The following is a 14587-nucleotide window of genomic DNA, read 5'->3' as shown; positions in this document are numbered from 1 at the left end:
CTCCTGGGGTTTCATCCTCTCGACGAACCGGGGCGCCGAAAATCGACACCATCTGCCTTCAGGGGCGCATCATCCGATAGCGGATGCGGTACAGGTCCAACCCTGCACCGTTCGCGCGCCGCGCCGAATAGGTCAAGGTGTCGGGTTGCGAGCCATCCAGCATCGCGCCGTAGCTGTCGCCGGAGGCCTCGTTCAAGGGGGAGGGCAATGCAAGGCCCGCGTCATAACGGTCTCCACGCGCGTAGGCAATGAACTGGCGTACCGGTGCACTGCCGAAGTCCAGGGCGCGGGCAAACACCAGCGTCCGGCCGTCGCCCAGGAAGGTGGCATCGAACTCCTGCGCTGCGGTATTGAGGTCTCCCGGCAGCGGCCGTGCCGGCTGCGCCATGCCACGGACCATCGCTGCGACGTAGAGGTCATGGCCACCCGCACCGCCTGCGCGATCGCTGGAGAACAGCAGCGTGGCTGCGTCGGGCGAGAGCATCGGCGCGAATTCATCGGCCGCGCTGTTCACTGCCGGGCCGAGATTGACCGGCTCCCCGAATCGACCGTCGCTCCCCATGCTGACCCGGTACAGATCGTCGCCGCCCTGGCCGCCTGCGCGATCCGAACAGAAATACACCACGCGGCCATCGGCGGAAAAGGCGGGATCGAAGTCGCGCCCCGGCGAGTTGAACGGCACCGGCATCGCCGGCCGCCAGCGCTGACCATCGTTGCGGGAGACCCAGATGTCATACCCGCCCGGACCGCCGGGCCGGTTGCGGCTGAACCACAGTGCGGTTCTACCGTCCGGGCTCAAGGTCAGTCGAATCTCGTCGTATTGCGTGGATGCAACGCCCGGGGCGAAGCGCTCGGCGGGGCCGACGATCCGCAGCACCCGTGATGGAGACGCGGGAGGCGACGCAGCAACCAGCAGCATCACGGCCAGCAGCGCCTTCATGCCTGTCGCTCGAAGTCGCTGACCCAGTTGGTTTCCCAGCTGCGCCCGCCATCGGTCGATGCCGCCTGTTCCCAACGCGCCGAGCGCGGGGTAATGCGTGACCAGATCACCCGCGTCTGGATTGATCGGCCGTTGTGCTGGTCTTCGCCGAAGAAGCGGCCGACACCGGCCTGGAAACCACCGCGCAGTGGCGCGCCGATCCGGGTTGGCTCCCGGCCATCCAGCCACCAGCTCAGCCAGTGCCGCTCCGCCGCATTCCAGGCGCGGATGCCCATGCCGCGCAGCGGCGCTCCAGGCATGTGCATCAGGTTGTCACCCACGTTGCCGAATCCTCCCAGGACCGGCCAGTTGTGCAGGGTGCCGTTGAACGCGTCCCATGCATTGCTGCCTGCCAGCCGAGCGCGCAGGCGACGATGGCGCACGTTCCAATGGCCCACCAGGAAATCAAAATCGCTTGGTGCATCCGGCAGCTTCGGAAGCGGAGAGGGGACCGCAGCAGTGCGGCGGAACCAGTTGCGCCAGTTCACTTCCCAGTGCGCACCGGCATCGTCGGAGAACGCCTGTTCCCACCACGGCTCCTCGCCGTGGATGTCATGCCAACGGAACCAGACCTCGATGGGGCGCCCGTCGATCCGGTCGGTGCCGCGGAAGCTGCCGGCATCGCCCTTGAAAGCGCCGCGCACAGGGGCTTCGATATGGGCAGGGTTGCGGCCATCGATCCACCAGATCGACCAGGTGGAAGACACCGGATCGAATGCGCGCACGCCCAGGCCCCTGTAGGCGCCCGAAGGCAGCGCCATGACGTTGTCATCGATGGTGCCGAGTCCGCCCAGGGTGAGCCAGACCGCGCTGGAACCCGTGAAGGACTCCCAACGGGTATCGCCGATCAGGCGCTCCTTCAGGCGTCGGTGCCGGACCTGCCAGTTGCCCTGCAACCATTGCCAGTCTTCGCTGTGGCTGGGCAGGGCCCACCCGGAGGGCAGCGCCGTAGATGCCGCCGCGGCGGCCAGGGTGGCCAGGAACTGCCGTCGATCCATGTGCGTGATCCCCTGTCGAAGGTGCCTCCATCGTTGCGCGTACCAGGGGGATTGACCACGCAGATATCGGGGCTCAGGCTAAGTCACACTTATGGTCACCCAACGCCAGCTGCCATCGCTTGCCGCCATCCGTGCCTTCGAGGCGGCGGCGCGGCTGGGCAGCTTCGCGCGCGCCGCCGAAGAGCTTGACACCAGTGCGGCGTCGGTGAGCTACCACGTGCGGCGGCTGGAGGTCCAGACCGGGATCTGCCTGTTCCTGCGCCACGCACAGCACGTGGAACTGACGGTGGCGGGTGCCAGCGTCGCCCAGGAGGCGACCCGGGCATTCGATGCACTGCGCGCCAGCTTCATGCGCGCCGCTGACAGGGATGCGGCGCGACTGCGCCTGTCCGTGCTGCCGACGCTGGGCACCAGTTGGCTGACGCCGCGGCTGGGCACGTTCCGCGCCCGCCACCGGCAGTTCGTGCTGGAACTGGACCTGTCGGCAGCGCCGCAGGATCTGGCCGCCGGTCACTTCGATGCCGCCATCCGCAATGGCCAGGGCGAATGGCCGGGTCTTCAGGCAACTCCCTTGTTTCCCAGCGTGTTCACACCGTTGTGTGCGCCGGCGCTGCTGCACGAGGCGCGTGGGCTGGGCAGCAGTGCGCTGGAGATTCCCCTGCTCGGGCGGCCGGACTGGTGGGCCCTGTGGTTTGCCGCGCACGGGCACATTCCACCGCCGGCACCGGAGAGTTTCGTCGCGCCCTTTGCCGTCGAGCATCTGGATGTCGGCGCCGCGATCGCCGGGCAAGGCATCGCCATTGGTTCGCCGATCCTTTTCCAGGCCGAGCTGGACAGCGGGCGGCTGGTGCAGGCGCATCCGGGTGTCGCCAGCGACGGTCGCAGCTTCTGGTTCGTGGCACCCACGGCGCGAAATGGCAGTGCCAAGGTCATTGCATTGCGTGACTGGCTGGTCGAGCAGGCCGCTGAGACGCGGCACGCGGCACGCCACTACCTGGCCCAGGCGGTGGTGCCATGAACCAGAGCCCCGAACTGCTGCGGCGCCTGCTGCGTGCCAAGGACCGGATGGACCGCGCCAGCCATGAGGAATGGCCGGTCGCGCGCCTGGCCGAGGTCAGTGCGGTGTCGCCGGCGCACTTCGCCCGTTCGTTCAAGCAGGCCTTCGGGCTGCCACCGCACCGCTATCTCCTCAGCCGGCGCATCGAACGGGCCGTGGCGATGTTGCGTGACACCGAGTTGCCGGTCACCGAAATCGCCGCGCAGACCGGGTGGAGCAGCCTGGGTACCTTCGGCCGCATCTTCCGTGACATCACCGGTGACAGCCCGGGCAATGTGCGTGAGCGTGAGCGTGCGGGCCAGGCGGCGTCGGCCAGCGTGCCGGAATGCCATGCACGCGCCGCGCAGCGCCCGGACCTGAAGATCGCAGTTTTGGAGAAGCGCCGCCGCGAGGCGGTTGCTAACGTGGACCCCACCTGAGGGAGGTCCCATGACGAACACTGTGAACACAGTCGGCCTGTATGTGCGCGACCAGGATGAGGCGCTGGCGTTCTACGTCGGCAAGCTCGGCTTCGAAGTGCATACCGACGTACGCAATGGCAGCTACCGATGGCTGACGGTACGCAGCCCGGGCCAGGACGGTTTCCAGCTGGGCCTGTTCGTGCCAGGCCCGCCCACCCACGACGCCGCTACCGCGCTTTCGCTGCAGCAGCTGGTGGCCAAGGGCGCAATGCCGCCGCTGGTGCTGGCCGTGGATGACTGCCAGGCGCGCTACACGCAATGGCTGGCACAGGGCGTGGAATTCACCCAGGAGCCGATCGAGCGCTATGGCGCCGTCGACGCCGGATTCCGTGACCCATCAGGCAATGGCTGGAAGATGATCGAAGCCCGTTCCGAAGCGAGGCGCCGGCAATGAGCCGCGGTGGCTGGGCACGGCCCGTGCATCGTTGGACCTCGATCGTGTTCACCCTGGCGATGATCGCCAACTTCGCCGTTCGCGGGCTGGGGCAGGGCGAACCTGCAGCGTGGATCACCTATTCGCCGCTGCCGCCGCTGTTTCTGCAACTGTTCACCGGCCTGTACCTGTTCGCGCTGCACTACGCCGGAAAGCGCCGCAGCGCCGCACTGGGCACCGCGGGCTGAGCAGAGTCAGGCGACGGCGTCCACCGCGTGGGCGGCAAGCAGGCCCGGCAGCTGGTCCATGCGCTGGAAAATCACCTTTGCACCGACTGCGCGCAGGGCTTCAGGTGTACTGTGGTGCGGGCCACCCTCACTGAAGCCGAACACGGTGGCGCCTGCGGCAACGCCGGCAGTGGCGCCGGTGACGGTGTCCTCGATCACTGCACAGCGCGTCGGGTCGACGCCCAGCGCTGCAGCTGCAGCCAGGTACACGTCCGGGTGCGGCTTCGTGCGCGGCATGTCCTGGCCACTGAACACATGGGCACCGAAGGCATCAAGGATGCCGACCTTGCCCAGCTGCAGCTTCACCTTGTGCAGGTCGGCACCGGAAGCGCAGGCGATCCGCCCGCCGGTGGCTGCAGCGATCGCACGCACGGCCTCGGGTGCCCCCTGGATCGCTTCAAGGTCACGTTCCAGTGCCCGGTTGCGCTGATGGCGGAACTCCTCCAGCCATTCCTCGGTGAACGGCTTGCCGGTGCGCTCTGCGATCAGCCCTGCCAGATGGGCCACGGACTGGCCGAGGAAGACTTCACCCGCCTGCGCCGGGGTCAGCGGCCAGCCGCGTGCGGTCAGCATTTCCGAGAGAACGCGGGCGACCAGCGGCTCGGAATCGACGAGTACGCCGTCGCAGTCGAACAGCACGGCATCGAAGGGGAAACGGGACATCTACAGCTCCAGGGGGCAATGCGGTGGTGCAATTGCCCGCCATTTTCCCACAGCCATCCCTGTGTGGCACCCGGACTGGGTGCCACCCATTCCCGGCCAGCCGGTCAGCCCAGGTCACAGCCCGCCGGCTGCGGCCAGGTGCTGGCCGGCAGCATGTTCTTCAACGAGGCCGGTGCGTTGATCGCCACGTAGCTCGCACCCAGCAGCTCCTCCAGATCGGCGATGGTCACCAGATAGCTGTCGAGGCTGCCCAGATTGGCTTCGTTGGGAATGATCCAGCTGATCGCCTTGGCGGTGCCGGTGGTCGGGTCACGGGTGATGATGGTCTTCCAGAAGAACTCCGGCGTCGGGATGCCGTGGCTGGAAAGGAAGTAGTCGTTGGAGGCGTCGCCGTAGACCACGCCACCATAGACATCCACCGGCGCGATGTCGCGGTAGCACTCGGCCACGTTCTCGGCCTTCACCCAGATGCCCTGGTTGAAGCTGGACACCTGCGGAACGATGTTGGTCATGTAGTTGGCGCGGCGGATGTAGGTCGCGTTGTAGTCCATGTGGTTGGACGTCACCAGATGGCCGCGGTCATAGCCAGACTTGATGCTGGCGTAGGAAGCGGTGCTGGTCTGGCCGAGGCAGCCTGCCGGCAGGTCCGGATCCTTGTAGAAGCTGGACGGGCGCGCGGCCGACCCGGTGTCTGCGGTCAGGGTGTATTCGTAGCGGGTGGCGCTGTGGATGCTGCAGTCGTAGGTGAGCAAGAAGCCGCCCTTGTTGAGGGTGACGACCTGGGCCTGGGCAGCGCCGGCGAAGGCACTGAGGACGAACGCGAAGAAGAAGGTTGCAAGGCGCATTGCGGTTCTCCAGCAGAAGTTCAGGGCGCAGCCGTCCGCCACAACCAGGCCGAGGCGAAGTCATGGGAGGGCGTTGCGGGGACGGGTGCTACGGATTGCGGTGGGACGTGGCCGCTATGACAGGCCGGTGGAGGCCTTGCGGTGTCGTAAGCGTCACAAGCTGTCGTCTTTCGGTCAACGATGAAAAGACGAAGCTGTGACAGCGCGCAAGCACTGGAGATGTGTCAAATGGTGCAGGGCGTGTCTGAAACGCTCGCGTGCTAGAGCATCGCGATGCCTGCGGGTGTTGTCAGGGGGGCGTCTTCAACACGTAATCGCCGTTGCGTGTTCCCGGCACCAGTAACCATCCTGGTTTCAGACTCAGCGACCACCCTGGACCCTGTAGCGGCGGGTCGGCAGTTGCGGGTGCCTGCACGAACACGGCCTTCCAGTCGCTCTGCATCAATGCTCCGTCGGTGACGTCCAGGCTGCCCCAGGTATCGGTCAGCCGCATTGTTGGATATACCGTTCCACGGCCCGGCAACGGCTGCATCGTGTTGGGATTGAACTGGATGCGCATGCTGCGCAGATCCAACCGCACGACCGGGCCTGTCACGAAGCGCGCATGGTTGTGTTCCAGCTGCGCAAGGCGCTGCCGTTCGCGCAGCGTTTCGGCTTCGCGCAGTGCCTGCCCGCCGTAGCGCGCAGCAGCGGCTCGCAGCGCGGTCGCATTCCGCTGCATCGGGGTCCCGGTCACTTCGGCCAGATGCGTGCCGAGGTCCCGGGCGGGGTGGGCGAGATCGTTGCGCCAACCGGGGGCCGCCTGGTCCAGCAGCAGGCCATAGGCCGGACCGGTGGCATAGGCGAAAGAGCGGACGAAGCTGAGATCAGCAACGTGCGCGCGAAGGTCATGCAGCGCCGCCTGGGTACGTGTGGAGCGCGTTGGGTTGCCCACGAACACGCCGGTGTACTCGGCCAGGCCCTCGTTCAATTCCAGCGCCGCTTCTTCCTGCGCTGCCGCAGGGAACTGGCGGTGGCGCTCGGCGCGGAATGCGAGTGCGTCGGTCACCGCAGTGTGCTGCGCCACTGCATCGGTGCCCGTGAGCGCATCCGCAAGCGCGCGCCATTCCAGCTGCAGCCAGTAGCGTCCTTCAAGCGTGTCGAGGTGTTCATTGCCGTCCTCTGCCGGCGCTGCGATCGACAGCGCGGGTTGCAGGCGGTGGAACATCTCGTGGGCCAGCAGCGTGCGTCGCCGGCTTTCGTCCTGTGGCAGCGGCCAGAGCAGCTGCGTCCAGCGGGTGCCGGACCATTCGACGGCGGTGTTGGCGATGATCGCGTCCGGCGGAAGCTGGCCGATGAAAACCTCTCCACGTGCCTGCAGGTTGCCCTGTGCATCTGCACGGGATGCCGTGACCCGGCGACTGGTCCTGTCCACCAGCATCATTGGCCCACACAGCGACGCTCCCCAAAGTCGGCCGTTGTCGGCCTGGCACAGCGTTTGCGCCTCTTCGAAGACTGCGCCAGCGGTCCCGTCGGACAGCGCAGGATCCTCCGCGGACACGGGGCCAACGGCAACCAGCAACAGGGCGACAAGTGAATGCGGCCGGGGTCTCATTATCCATCCGTCCTTGGGAAGGTCCCGTCATAGCATCGATTCAAAGGTTGCGACAGTGCAGCAACGGTCATGCTGCGTCGCAAGGTGCCACCCACCATTCGCACTGGTACGGTCCAACCCGTTGCACCACCACCGATGGGGAGAGAACACGATGCGCAAGGTAGTGCTGCTGTTGATGCTGCTGACCGGGCTGGCGCCCACCGCCTGGGCGGCCACGGTCAAGACCACCCATCGCACCATTCCCAGCTGGGATGGAACGCCTCTCGGGGCCTTCGTCATCGAACCGCAGGACGCGGGCAGCGGACGGTATCCGCTGCTGGTGATGCCCAGCAGCTGGGCGGTGCCCAGCGTGGAGTACGTGGGCGTGGCGCAGTCGTTGGCCCGGCGCGGCTATGTGGTCATCAGCTACAGCTCGCGTGGCTTCTGGGAATCCGGCGGCAGCATCGACATCGCCGGGCCGGCCACGGTGGAGGATGTCAGTGCACTGATTGACTGGGCGCTGGACAACACCCGCACCGACCCGTCACGAATCGGCGTATCGGGCATCTCCTATGGGGCCGGCACCAGCCTGCTGGCGGCCGCACGCGATCCGCGCATCAAGGCAGTGGCTGCACTGAGTGGATGGGCCGACCTGCAGGCCTCGCTGTACAGCAACGACACCCCCAGCGCACAGGGCATCGCGCTGTTGGTTGCCGCAGGCCTGGCCACCGGTCGCCCGGGACCGGAGCTGTCCACCATCAATCGCAATGTGCTGGTCGGCAACTACCAGGGCGCGGTGGACTCGCTGTTGCCGGTGGCGGCGCAGCGCAGCCCCGGGGCCAGCATCGATGAGATCAACGCCAACCAGCCAGCGGTGTTCCTGGCCAACGCCTTCAACGACAGCCTGTTCCCGCCGGGCCAGCTGGTCGATTTCTTCAACCGCCTGAAGGGCCCCAAGCAGCTGCAGTTGCGCCATGGCGATCACGCGCTCAACGAAGCCTTTGGCGCACTGGGTGTTCCCAACGAGGTCTACGATTCGGTGGGCGACTGGTTCGACCATTACCTGAAGGGGGTGGCCAATGGCATCGACCGGCAGCCTGCGGTGCAGCTGAAGTCGCAGAAGGGCAGCTGGAGCCACTATCCGGATTGGCAGGCTACGCGGACGGGCGCGGTGAGCTACGGGCTGACCGCGCCGAGCGGGCTGTTGCAGCCCACCGGTGGACTGGTGGCGAACGGTGGCGGCGCCGGCTGGAGCTACCGAATCGGCAGCGGCCTGCTTACGGCCGCAAACTCGGGCGTGGTGATGGCGTCCGGCGCGCTGCAGATGATCAACCTGCCACCGGGCGCCTATGTGCCGTTCGTCGGGCGCAACGCCGCGGGCGTCTGGCAAGGGCCGATCTACTGGAGTGCACGCCGTCTGGATGGCGCGCCGGAAGTGCGGATGACGGTCACGCCAAGCCGCGCCGACACCACGTTGTATGCGTATCTCTATGCCGAGGACGTGCTGGGCAATGGCCAGCTGATCAGCCACAAGCCCTATACGCTGCGGGGCGCCACGCCGGGGCAGGCGAAGACCATCGACCTGCGGCTGGAGGCCAGCAGCTGGGACGTGCCGGCCGGCAGTCGCCTGACTCTGGTGATGGACACCGTGGACCTGCGCTACGCAGGCATCAGCCAGTTGGGTGGCACGGTGACCTTCAGTTCACCGGCGAACGCGCCTTCGATGCTGAAGCTGCCGCTGCATTGACGGACGGCCGCGCCCGTTGCGGCGGGCGCGCTTCGCCAGGCTGGAAAACTGCGAGACTGGCGTTTGTTCCGGCAAAGGGATGAATCCATGATCATTGCAGGGCTGCTGCTCGGTGCGGTGCTTGCGGCGCCCACCGCGCAAGGCGCGCCGAGCGACTGGTCGGACACGCTGTTGAAGGATCTGGACGCTGCCGACGCTGCCATGCGCGGCAGCCATCCGGGCGCCGTGGATCTGCGGAATCCGGGTTTCGTTCCGCAGCTGGAGGCCGCCTCGGCGCTTGCCCGCTCGCGCGCGGCCAATGTCGACAGCTTCGCAGGCTACTGGTGGGCGATGAAGGGTTACGCGGCCTCCTTCAATGACGGCCACGTCAGCCTCAACGCGCTTGCCGGCGCTCCCGATCTTCCGACGCAGTGGCCCGGGTTCCTGACCGGTTTCGACGGTGATGCGCAGGTGGTCATGACCGTGGACGGTGGTCCGGGCCATCCGCCGCTGGGGGCTCGATTGCTGTCCTGTGACGGCATCGATGCGCAGACACTGGCTGCGCGCCGGGTGGGTGACTTCAGCGGGCGCTGGAACCTGCAGGCCAGCCGCATCCAGGGTGGTGGTGAAGTGCTGCTGGAGCAGGGCAATCCGTTCGTGCCCACGCTGCGCAGCTGCGTTTTCCTGGTGGACGGACGCGAGAAATCCTATGCACTGCAGTGGCAGCCGCTGCAGGCCGCACAGCGCAAGGAGCGCCTGGCCGATACCCGTCGCAGCTTCCGCCCGGCCAATGGTTGGCACACGATGCCAGGCGGTGGCTACTGGATCACCACCAGCAGCTTCAATGCCGACCCTACGGAGCAGAACTTCAAGGAACTGACCGCGCTGCTCGAGCAGCTTGCTCCAAAAGCCGCAGCACTGCAGCAGGCACCGTCGGTCGTGCTGGATGTGCGTGGCAACAGTGGCGGTGCTTCGCAATGGAGCATCGAACTGGCGCGATTGATCTGGGGCCGTGCCGCCGTGGACGCGCTGTCCGATCCCAGCTGGGTGGAGTGGCGGACCTCCGAGGCCAACATCGCCCAGTTGCGCGGCTTCCTGCAGAAGCTGGTGCAGGCGCCCGACGCGTCGCCAGAGCTGCGTCGCATGCTGGAATCGGTGACGACGGGCATGGCACGGGCACGCGGCCGGGGTGAGGCAGTGTGGCGCGAGCCATCCGAGGCCAGGGCAGATACAGCTGCAACCGCAGGCCCGGCCGCTCCGCTGCGCAGGGGCAGGGTGGTGATCGTGGCCGATGCCTCCTGCGGCTCGGCCTGCCTCGATGCACTGGATCTGTGGAAACGGCTGGGCGCGATGCAGGTCGGCGTCGAGACTTCGGCCGACAGCCTCTACATGGATGTCAGGCCGGAGCGGCTGCCGAGCGGACTGGCCAGGATTTCCGTACCGATGAAGGTTTTCCGAGGCCGGGTGCGCGGTTCCAATGAACCGCATGTTCCGGATCGTCGCTATGACGGCGACATGCGGGACACACGCGCACTGGAAGCGTGGCTGCTGGCGTTGTGAGGACGCGCCTGCCCATGACGCGGGATTCCCACGTGCTGTTGCCGGACGCAACGCTGGGTCAGCGTAGGTCCGGTGGATTCATCGAAGCGTCGCGGACACAGGGATCACCGGCGTCCGGTGTCAGGCGCGCCTCGATGTCCGGTGGAAACCGCGGAATCCTGCTGGTCTGCATCACCACCCAGCGCATGATCGTGTGCAGGTAGCTGAGTGGCAGCATCGTGAGCCACATGAAACCCGGGAGCTGCGCGTCTTCGGCGAAGATGCGCTCCTTGCCGGACGCGAAGCTCTCGCGCTTGCCGTCCAGCGGCATGCAGCAGTGCACCGCGTCCACGACGGCTGCCGGTCCTTCTTCCATGTAGCGCCGCAGGAACTCCCAGTGGGCATGTGCGTTCTCGATGCGAGAGGTCGCGATGGAGAACGCGAACGTCTCCCGTACTGCGACGCCATCCGCGTCCAGGATCAGTCCGCGGACATCCCAGTTGTACCATCCGAAGGTTCCCGTTCCGCGGCCAAGCGTGAAATAGACCTGGTCCCAGGGCACGCTGAGGGTGGTGCCATCCAGCCGGAACACGTGTATCTGCCGGTGCTTGCGATCGAGCGCGATCGGATAGTAGGTCCAGCGGAACAGCTCGAGGCAAGCCACCCAGATGCTCGCTGCAGTGAAGGCGGCCAGCATCGCCATGCCGATGAATATCGCCTCCCACAGGCCATTTTCGTTGGGTAGCCTGTTCACGATCAGCAACCAGAGCAGCATCAGCATGCCGCCCAGCCCGAAGGCAATGCCGATCGCGCCCAGCAGGGCTGCAAAGCCACGCGCGGCGAACCAGCGATCCACCGAAACCAGGCCGTTCGAATTCATCTTCACCACGCACAGCTGCGCCAACGGCACGACATCCAGCCGCTGCTTCTGCAGCAGGCGGTGCTCGCGATCAAACGCATTCAGTGGGCGGTTGTTGGGAAACTTGCGCGTGTATCCGGTGTAATCCATGGGCGATCCCTGCGCGATTCCAGCGCCCGTTGGATTCTAGCGGGATTCTCCCGGGGGGGATCAGCGACGAACGTCGAACGGGTGGCTCTCCATCAGTGCCCGGACTTCAGCTTCGCGGGCAGGGCTGAAGTCGCCGGGAATGGCGTGCTTCAACGCGCCTGCGGCCAGTCCGAAGCGCACGGTGTGTTCTGCGTCGAGCCCGGACAGCAATCCGTGCAGGATGCCGGCGGCAAAGGCATCGCCGCCGCCGATGCGATCAACGATGCCGGGCAGCGGCCTCGGAGCAGCCTGCGCGCGGGTTCCATCGCGTCCCAGCAGCAGCGCACCGAGCACGTGATGGTCGGCGCTGATCACCTCGCGCTGGGTGCAGGACAGCCACCGCAGGTGCGGGAACGCGGCAAAGGCAGCGGCCGCAGCGGCCTCGGTTCGCGCGACCGCATCGTCCTGCGCGAAGTGCAGCCCCAGCATCAGTTCGATGTCTCGATGATCGGCAAAGACAATGTCGGCCTCGGCGAACAGCTCACGCAGGATCGCCGCTGCGTCGCCATCCCAGCGTCGCCACAGTGAGGGACGGTAATTGCCGTCGAAGGACACCTGCACACCGGCCGCGCGAGCCGCACGCACGGCACCCAGCACCGACTCGGCCACGTTGGCGCCCAGCGCCGGGCTGACGCCCGAGACATGCAGCAGGTGCGCGCCGGACAGCACGGCGGGCCACGCATGATCCTCGGCGCTGCTGTTTGCGAATGCAGAACCGGCCCGGTCATACACCACTTCACTGGCGCGCTGCACCGCACCGGTCGCCAGGAAGTACAGGCCCATGCGGTCACCCTCCACTTCACGCACGGCGGCCACGCCCACGCCATGCCGCCGCAGCTCGGCCACGGCATGCCGGCCCAGCGCGTTACCGGGTACCGTGCTGACCATCTGCACATCGTGGCCCAGGCTGGCCAGCGAGACCGCCACATTGGCCTCGGCGCCTCCCACATGGACCTGCAGCTGCGGCGTCTGCAGCAGTAGTTCACGACCGGGTGCGCCCAGGCGCAGCAGCAACTCACCGAAACAAACGACGCGGCTCATCGGTTCTCTCTCACTCGGGGGTGGTGCAGCCCAGCATGCGCAGATCGATGGCATCGGCCATTCGCCGGTAGCCTTCGTCGTTGGGATGCAGATGGTCGCGGGTGATCTCGTTGGGCAACGATTCGGCTGCCTTCGGGTCACGCAGCGCGGCATCGAAATCGATGATGCCGTCGAAGCCGCTGTTGCCGCCGCGTGCCCACTGGTTGATCGTGGTGCGGGTGGCGGCGGACACGGGCTCGTAGCGCTCGGAACCGCCGAACGGGGTCAACGTACCCAGCCAGGCGCGGATGCCGTGCGCATGCAGCCGCGCCGCAACCTGTTGATAGCCCAGCAGCATGTCCGCCGCATTGCGTCCAGGCAGCGGCTGCGCGCCACCGCCGTGGCGGATGTCGTTGATGCCTTCGAACAGGATCACCTGATCGGCGTCGGCCACCGCGATCACATCGCGATCCAATCGTGACAGCGCACTGTGGCTGCGGCCGTGGTCAAGCAGCTTGTTGCCGCTGATGCCCTGGTTAAGTACCACGAACCGGTTCGGGCAGGCCTGCTGCAGGCGCTGCGCAAACCGCTCCGGCCACTGGTTGAAGGTGCCGCGGCGTGCGGTGGCGCCTTCCGTGATGGAATCGCCCAGCGCCACGATTACCTGGGGACGATCATCACGCTGCACCATCACCGCCGAGAAGACGTTCTGCTGGTAGCTCAGCCGCACGCTGTCGGCGACGGCTGTCTGCCTGCCATCTGCGACCCGCAGCTCGGTGCGGCGCACGGCGGGGCGGGTGGGCTGCGGGAAATAGGCACTCACGCTGATCTCCTGCAGCGCCGCCACCGGCATCCGCACCGGGTCGCTCAGCAGCGCGGCTCCGACCGGCACCTCGATGACCGCGCGGCCATCCACCGTTACCGGCAGCGGTGCGGCCTTGCCGTTCTTCACTCCCACACGCAGGTCCTCGACCCGCAAGGGCGCCGTGCCGAGCTCGTTGCTGATGCGCAGCCGCAGCGCATCGCCACGGCTGCCGATACGCATGTCCTGGCGCACGGTCTGTGCGGCGAACTGTACCGGCGCATCGGACGTTCCGTCCTTGCGGTCGGGCGCGGGCGCGGCCGTCCAGGCAGTGACCCACACGGGTGCGGCCCACACAGCGGGCGCCGTCATGGCGGAGCAGAGCGTCAATGAAAACAGAAGTGTCCAGCGCTGCATGGGCAGGAGTCCGGTCAGGTGTCAGGAGAAGTAGGTGCCGCCGTTGACGTCCAGATTCGCGCCGGTGATGAACGCCGCCGCATCCGAGGCCAGGAACACCGCAGCGTCGGCGGCTTCGTCCGGCGCGCCCTGGCGGCGCAACGGGGTGGCACCGGCAACGGCCGTGCGTACTTCCGGCTTGGTGAATTCATCGTGGAAGCGGGTGGCGATCATGCCGCAGCACAGCGCGTTCACGCGGATACCCTTCGGCCCCAGCTCCTTGGCCATGGCGCGGGTGAAGGTCATCACCGCCGCCTTGGCGGTGGCGTAGATCGATGCGCCCGGGCCGCCGCCATCACGGCCTGCCTGCGAGGCGAAGTTGACGATGGCCGCGCCTTCGCGCATGTGCGGCACCACCGCGTGGGTGGTCAGGTAGGTCGAGGTCAGGTTCAGGTCCATCACGGTGTGGAAGAACACCGGGTCGATGTCGGCCAGCGGCCGGCGCTGCACCATGCCACCGGCCACGTTCACCAGCAGGTCGATGCGCTCGCCGAACGCGGCCTGTGCCGCAGCGACCAGGCCGGCGACGGCCGTGGCATCGGTGACGTCGGCGCGATGCACCATGGCCTGGCCACCGGCCGCCTGGATCCGTGCCAGCGTTTCCTGGGCACTGGTTTCATCATTGGCGTAGTTGATGCAGACGCGTGCACCGGCGGCAGCCAGCTTGATCGAAACGGCGCGACCGATATCGCGGCCACCGCCGGTGACAATGGCCACCTTGTCCTGGAACGACATGCGGAAAACTCCTTGGTTTGCGGGG

General features: G+C 66.9%; 15 protein-coding genes. 6 read left to right on the top strand and 9 right to left on the bottom strand.

What is annotated here, in order from left to right:
* Window positions 1-58 precede the first annotated feature (58 nt).
* Both AC5P9P_RS12580 and AC5P9P_RS12575 read right to left on the bottom strand, forming a co-directional pair.
* A complete protein-coding gene (locus AC5P9P_RS12580; protein WP_049433512.1) occupies window positions 59-940 on the bottom strand; it encodes a TolB family protein in 882 nt (293 codons plus the stop codon).
* Window positions 937-1977 carry a twin-arginine translocation signal domain-containing protein gene (locus tag AC5P9P_RS12575; protein WP_049433511.1) on the bottom strand — a complete coding sequence of 347 codons (1041 nt, stop codon included), beginning with the start codon at window positions 1975-1977 and terminating at the stop codon, window positions 937-939. Before AC5P9P_RS12575 ends, AC5P9P_RS12580 begins: the two co-directional genes overlap by 4 nt.
* 91 nt (window positions 1978-2068) lie before the next feature.
* Here AC5P9P_RS12575 and AC5P9P_RS12570 point away from each other — a divergent pair, with 91 nt between their 5' ends.
* From AC5P9P_RS12570 to AC5P9P_RS12555, 4 genes are read left to right on the top strand one after another with little or no spacing between them, the layout of a single operon-like run.
* The gene (locus AC5P9P_RS12570) at window positions 2069-2995 is read left to right on the top strand and encodes a LysR substrate-binding domain-containing protein (RefSeq protein ID WP_033834255.1); all 927 of its coding nucleotides are present in this window, start codon (window positions 2069-2071) and stop codon (window positions 2993-2995) included.
* The gene (locus AC5P9P_RS12565; RefSeq protein WP_005409769.1) at window positions 2992-3453 is read left to right on the top strand and encodes a helix-turn-helix domain-containing protein; all 462 of its coding nucleotides are present in this window, start codon (window positions 2992-2994) and stop codon (window positions 3451-3453) included. Before AC5P9P_RS12570 ends, AC5P9P_RS12565 begins: the two co-directional genes overlap by 4 nt.
* 10 nt (window positions 3454-3463) lie before the next feature.
* Window positions 3464-3889 (top strand): VOC family protein, encoded by a 426-nt coding sequence (locus tag AC5P9P_RS12560; RefSeq protein ID WP_049450762.1) that lies wholly within the window; start codon window positions 3464-3466, stop codon window positions 3887-3889.
* Window positions 3886-4116, top strand: coding sequence for a hypothetical protein (locus AC5P9P_RS12555; protein ID WP_288469006.1), 231 nt, complete (start codon window positions 3886-3888; stop codon window positions 4114-4116). The genes AC5P9P_RS12560 and AC5P9P_RS12555 overlap by 4 nt, the downstream gene beginning before the upstream one ends.
* A gap of 6 nt (window positions 4117-4122) precedes the next feature.
* Here AC5P9P_RS12555 and AC5P9P_RS12550 read toward each other — a convergent pair whose 3' ends face one another.
* From AC5P9P_RS12550 to AC5P9P_RS12540, 3 genes are all read right to left on the bottom strand, one after another.
* Window positions 4123-4818, bottom strand: coding sequence for an HAD family hydrolase (locus AC5P9P_RS12550; RefSeq protein ID WP_184013655.1), 696 nt, complete (start codon window positions 4816-4818; stop codon window positions 4123-4125).
* 104 nt (window positions 4819-4922) lie between these two features.
* Window positions 4923-5663 carry a DNA/RNA non-specific endonuclease gene (locus tag AC5P9P_RS12545; RefSeq protein ID WP_495232826.1) on the bottom strand — a complete coding sequence of 247 codons (741 nt, stop codon included), beginning with the start codon at window positions 5661-5663 and terminating at the stop codon, window positions 4923-4925.
* Between the two features lie 289 nt (window positions 5664-5952).
* Window positions 5953-7083, bottom strand: a complete 1131-nt coding sequence (locus tag AC5P9P_RS12540) for a hypothetical protein (RefSeq protein WP_260289847.1) — start codon at window positions 7081-7083, stop codon at window positions 5953-5955.
* Window positions 7084-7408: 325 nt separating this feature from the next.
* Here AC5P9P_RS12540 and AC5P9P_RS12535 point away from each other — a divergent pair, with 325 nt between their 5' ends.
* Window positions 7409-8983, top strand: a complete 1575-nt coding sequence (locus AC5P9P_RS12535; protein ID WP_184013656.1) for a S15 peptidase family protein — start codon at window positions 7409-7411, stop codon at window positions 8981-8983.
* Between the two features lie 87 nt (window positions 8984-9070).
* On the top strand, window positions 9071-10522 hold the full coding sequence (locus tag AC5P9P_RS12530) for a S41 family peptidase (RefSeq protein WP_049403743.1): 1452 nt from the start codon (window positions 9071-9073) through the stop codon (window positions 10520-10522).
* Between the two features lie 58 nt (window positions 10523-10580).
* Here the strand turns inward: AC5P9P_RS12530 and AC5P9P_RS12525 are convergent, their stop codons facing one another.
* The 4 genes from AC5P9P_RS12525 to AC5P9P_RS12510 are packed head-to-tail and all read right to left on the bottom strand — an operon-like array spanning window position 10581 to window position 14562.
* Window positions 10581-11510, bottom strand: coding sequence for a DUF6708 domain-containing protein (locus AC5P9P_RS12525; protein WP_049403742.1), 930 nt, complete (start codon window positions 11508-11510; stop codon window positions 10581-10583).
* Window positions 11511-11570: 60 nt separating this feature from the next.
* On the bottom strand, window positions 11571-12590 hold the full coding sequence (locus tag AC5P9P_RS12520) for a sugar kinase (protein ID WP_049403741.1): 1020 nt from the start codon (window positions 12588-12590) through the stop codon (window positions 11571-11573).
* A gap of 10 nt (window positions 12591-12600) precedes the next feature.
* Window positions 12601-13788: a GDSL-type esterase/lipase family protein gene (locus AC5P9P_RS12515; protein ID WP_049403740.1), complete on the bottom strand. Its 1188-nt coding sequence runs from the start codon at window positions 13786-13788 to the stop codon at window positions 12601-12603.
* 21 nt (window positions 13789-13809) lie between these two features.
* The gene (locus AC5P9P_RS12510) at window positions 13810-14562 is read right to left on the bottom strand and encodes an SDR family NAD(P)-dependent oxidoreductase (RefSeq protein ID WP_033834243.1); all 753 of its coding nucleotides are present in this window, start codon (window positions 14560-14562) and stop codon (window positions 13810-13812) included.
* Between the last annotated feature and the right edge of the window lie 25 nt (window positions 14563-14587).

This window comes from Stenotrophomonas sp. YJH_SMC_14-1, from assembly GCF_059372275.1.
This window is presented reverse-complemented; position numbering and strand designations above follow the sequence as displayed.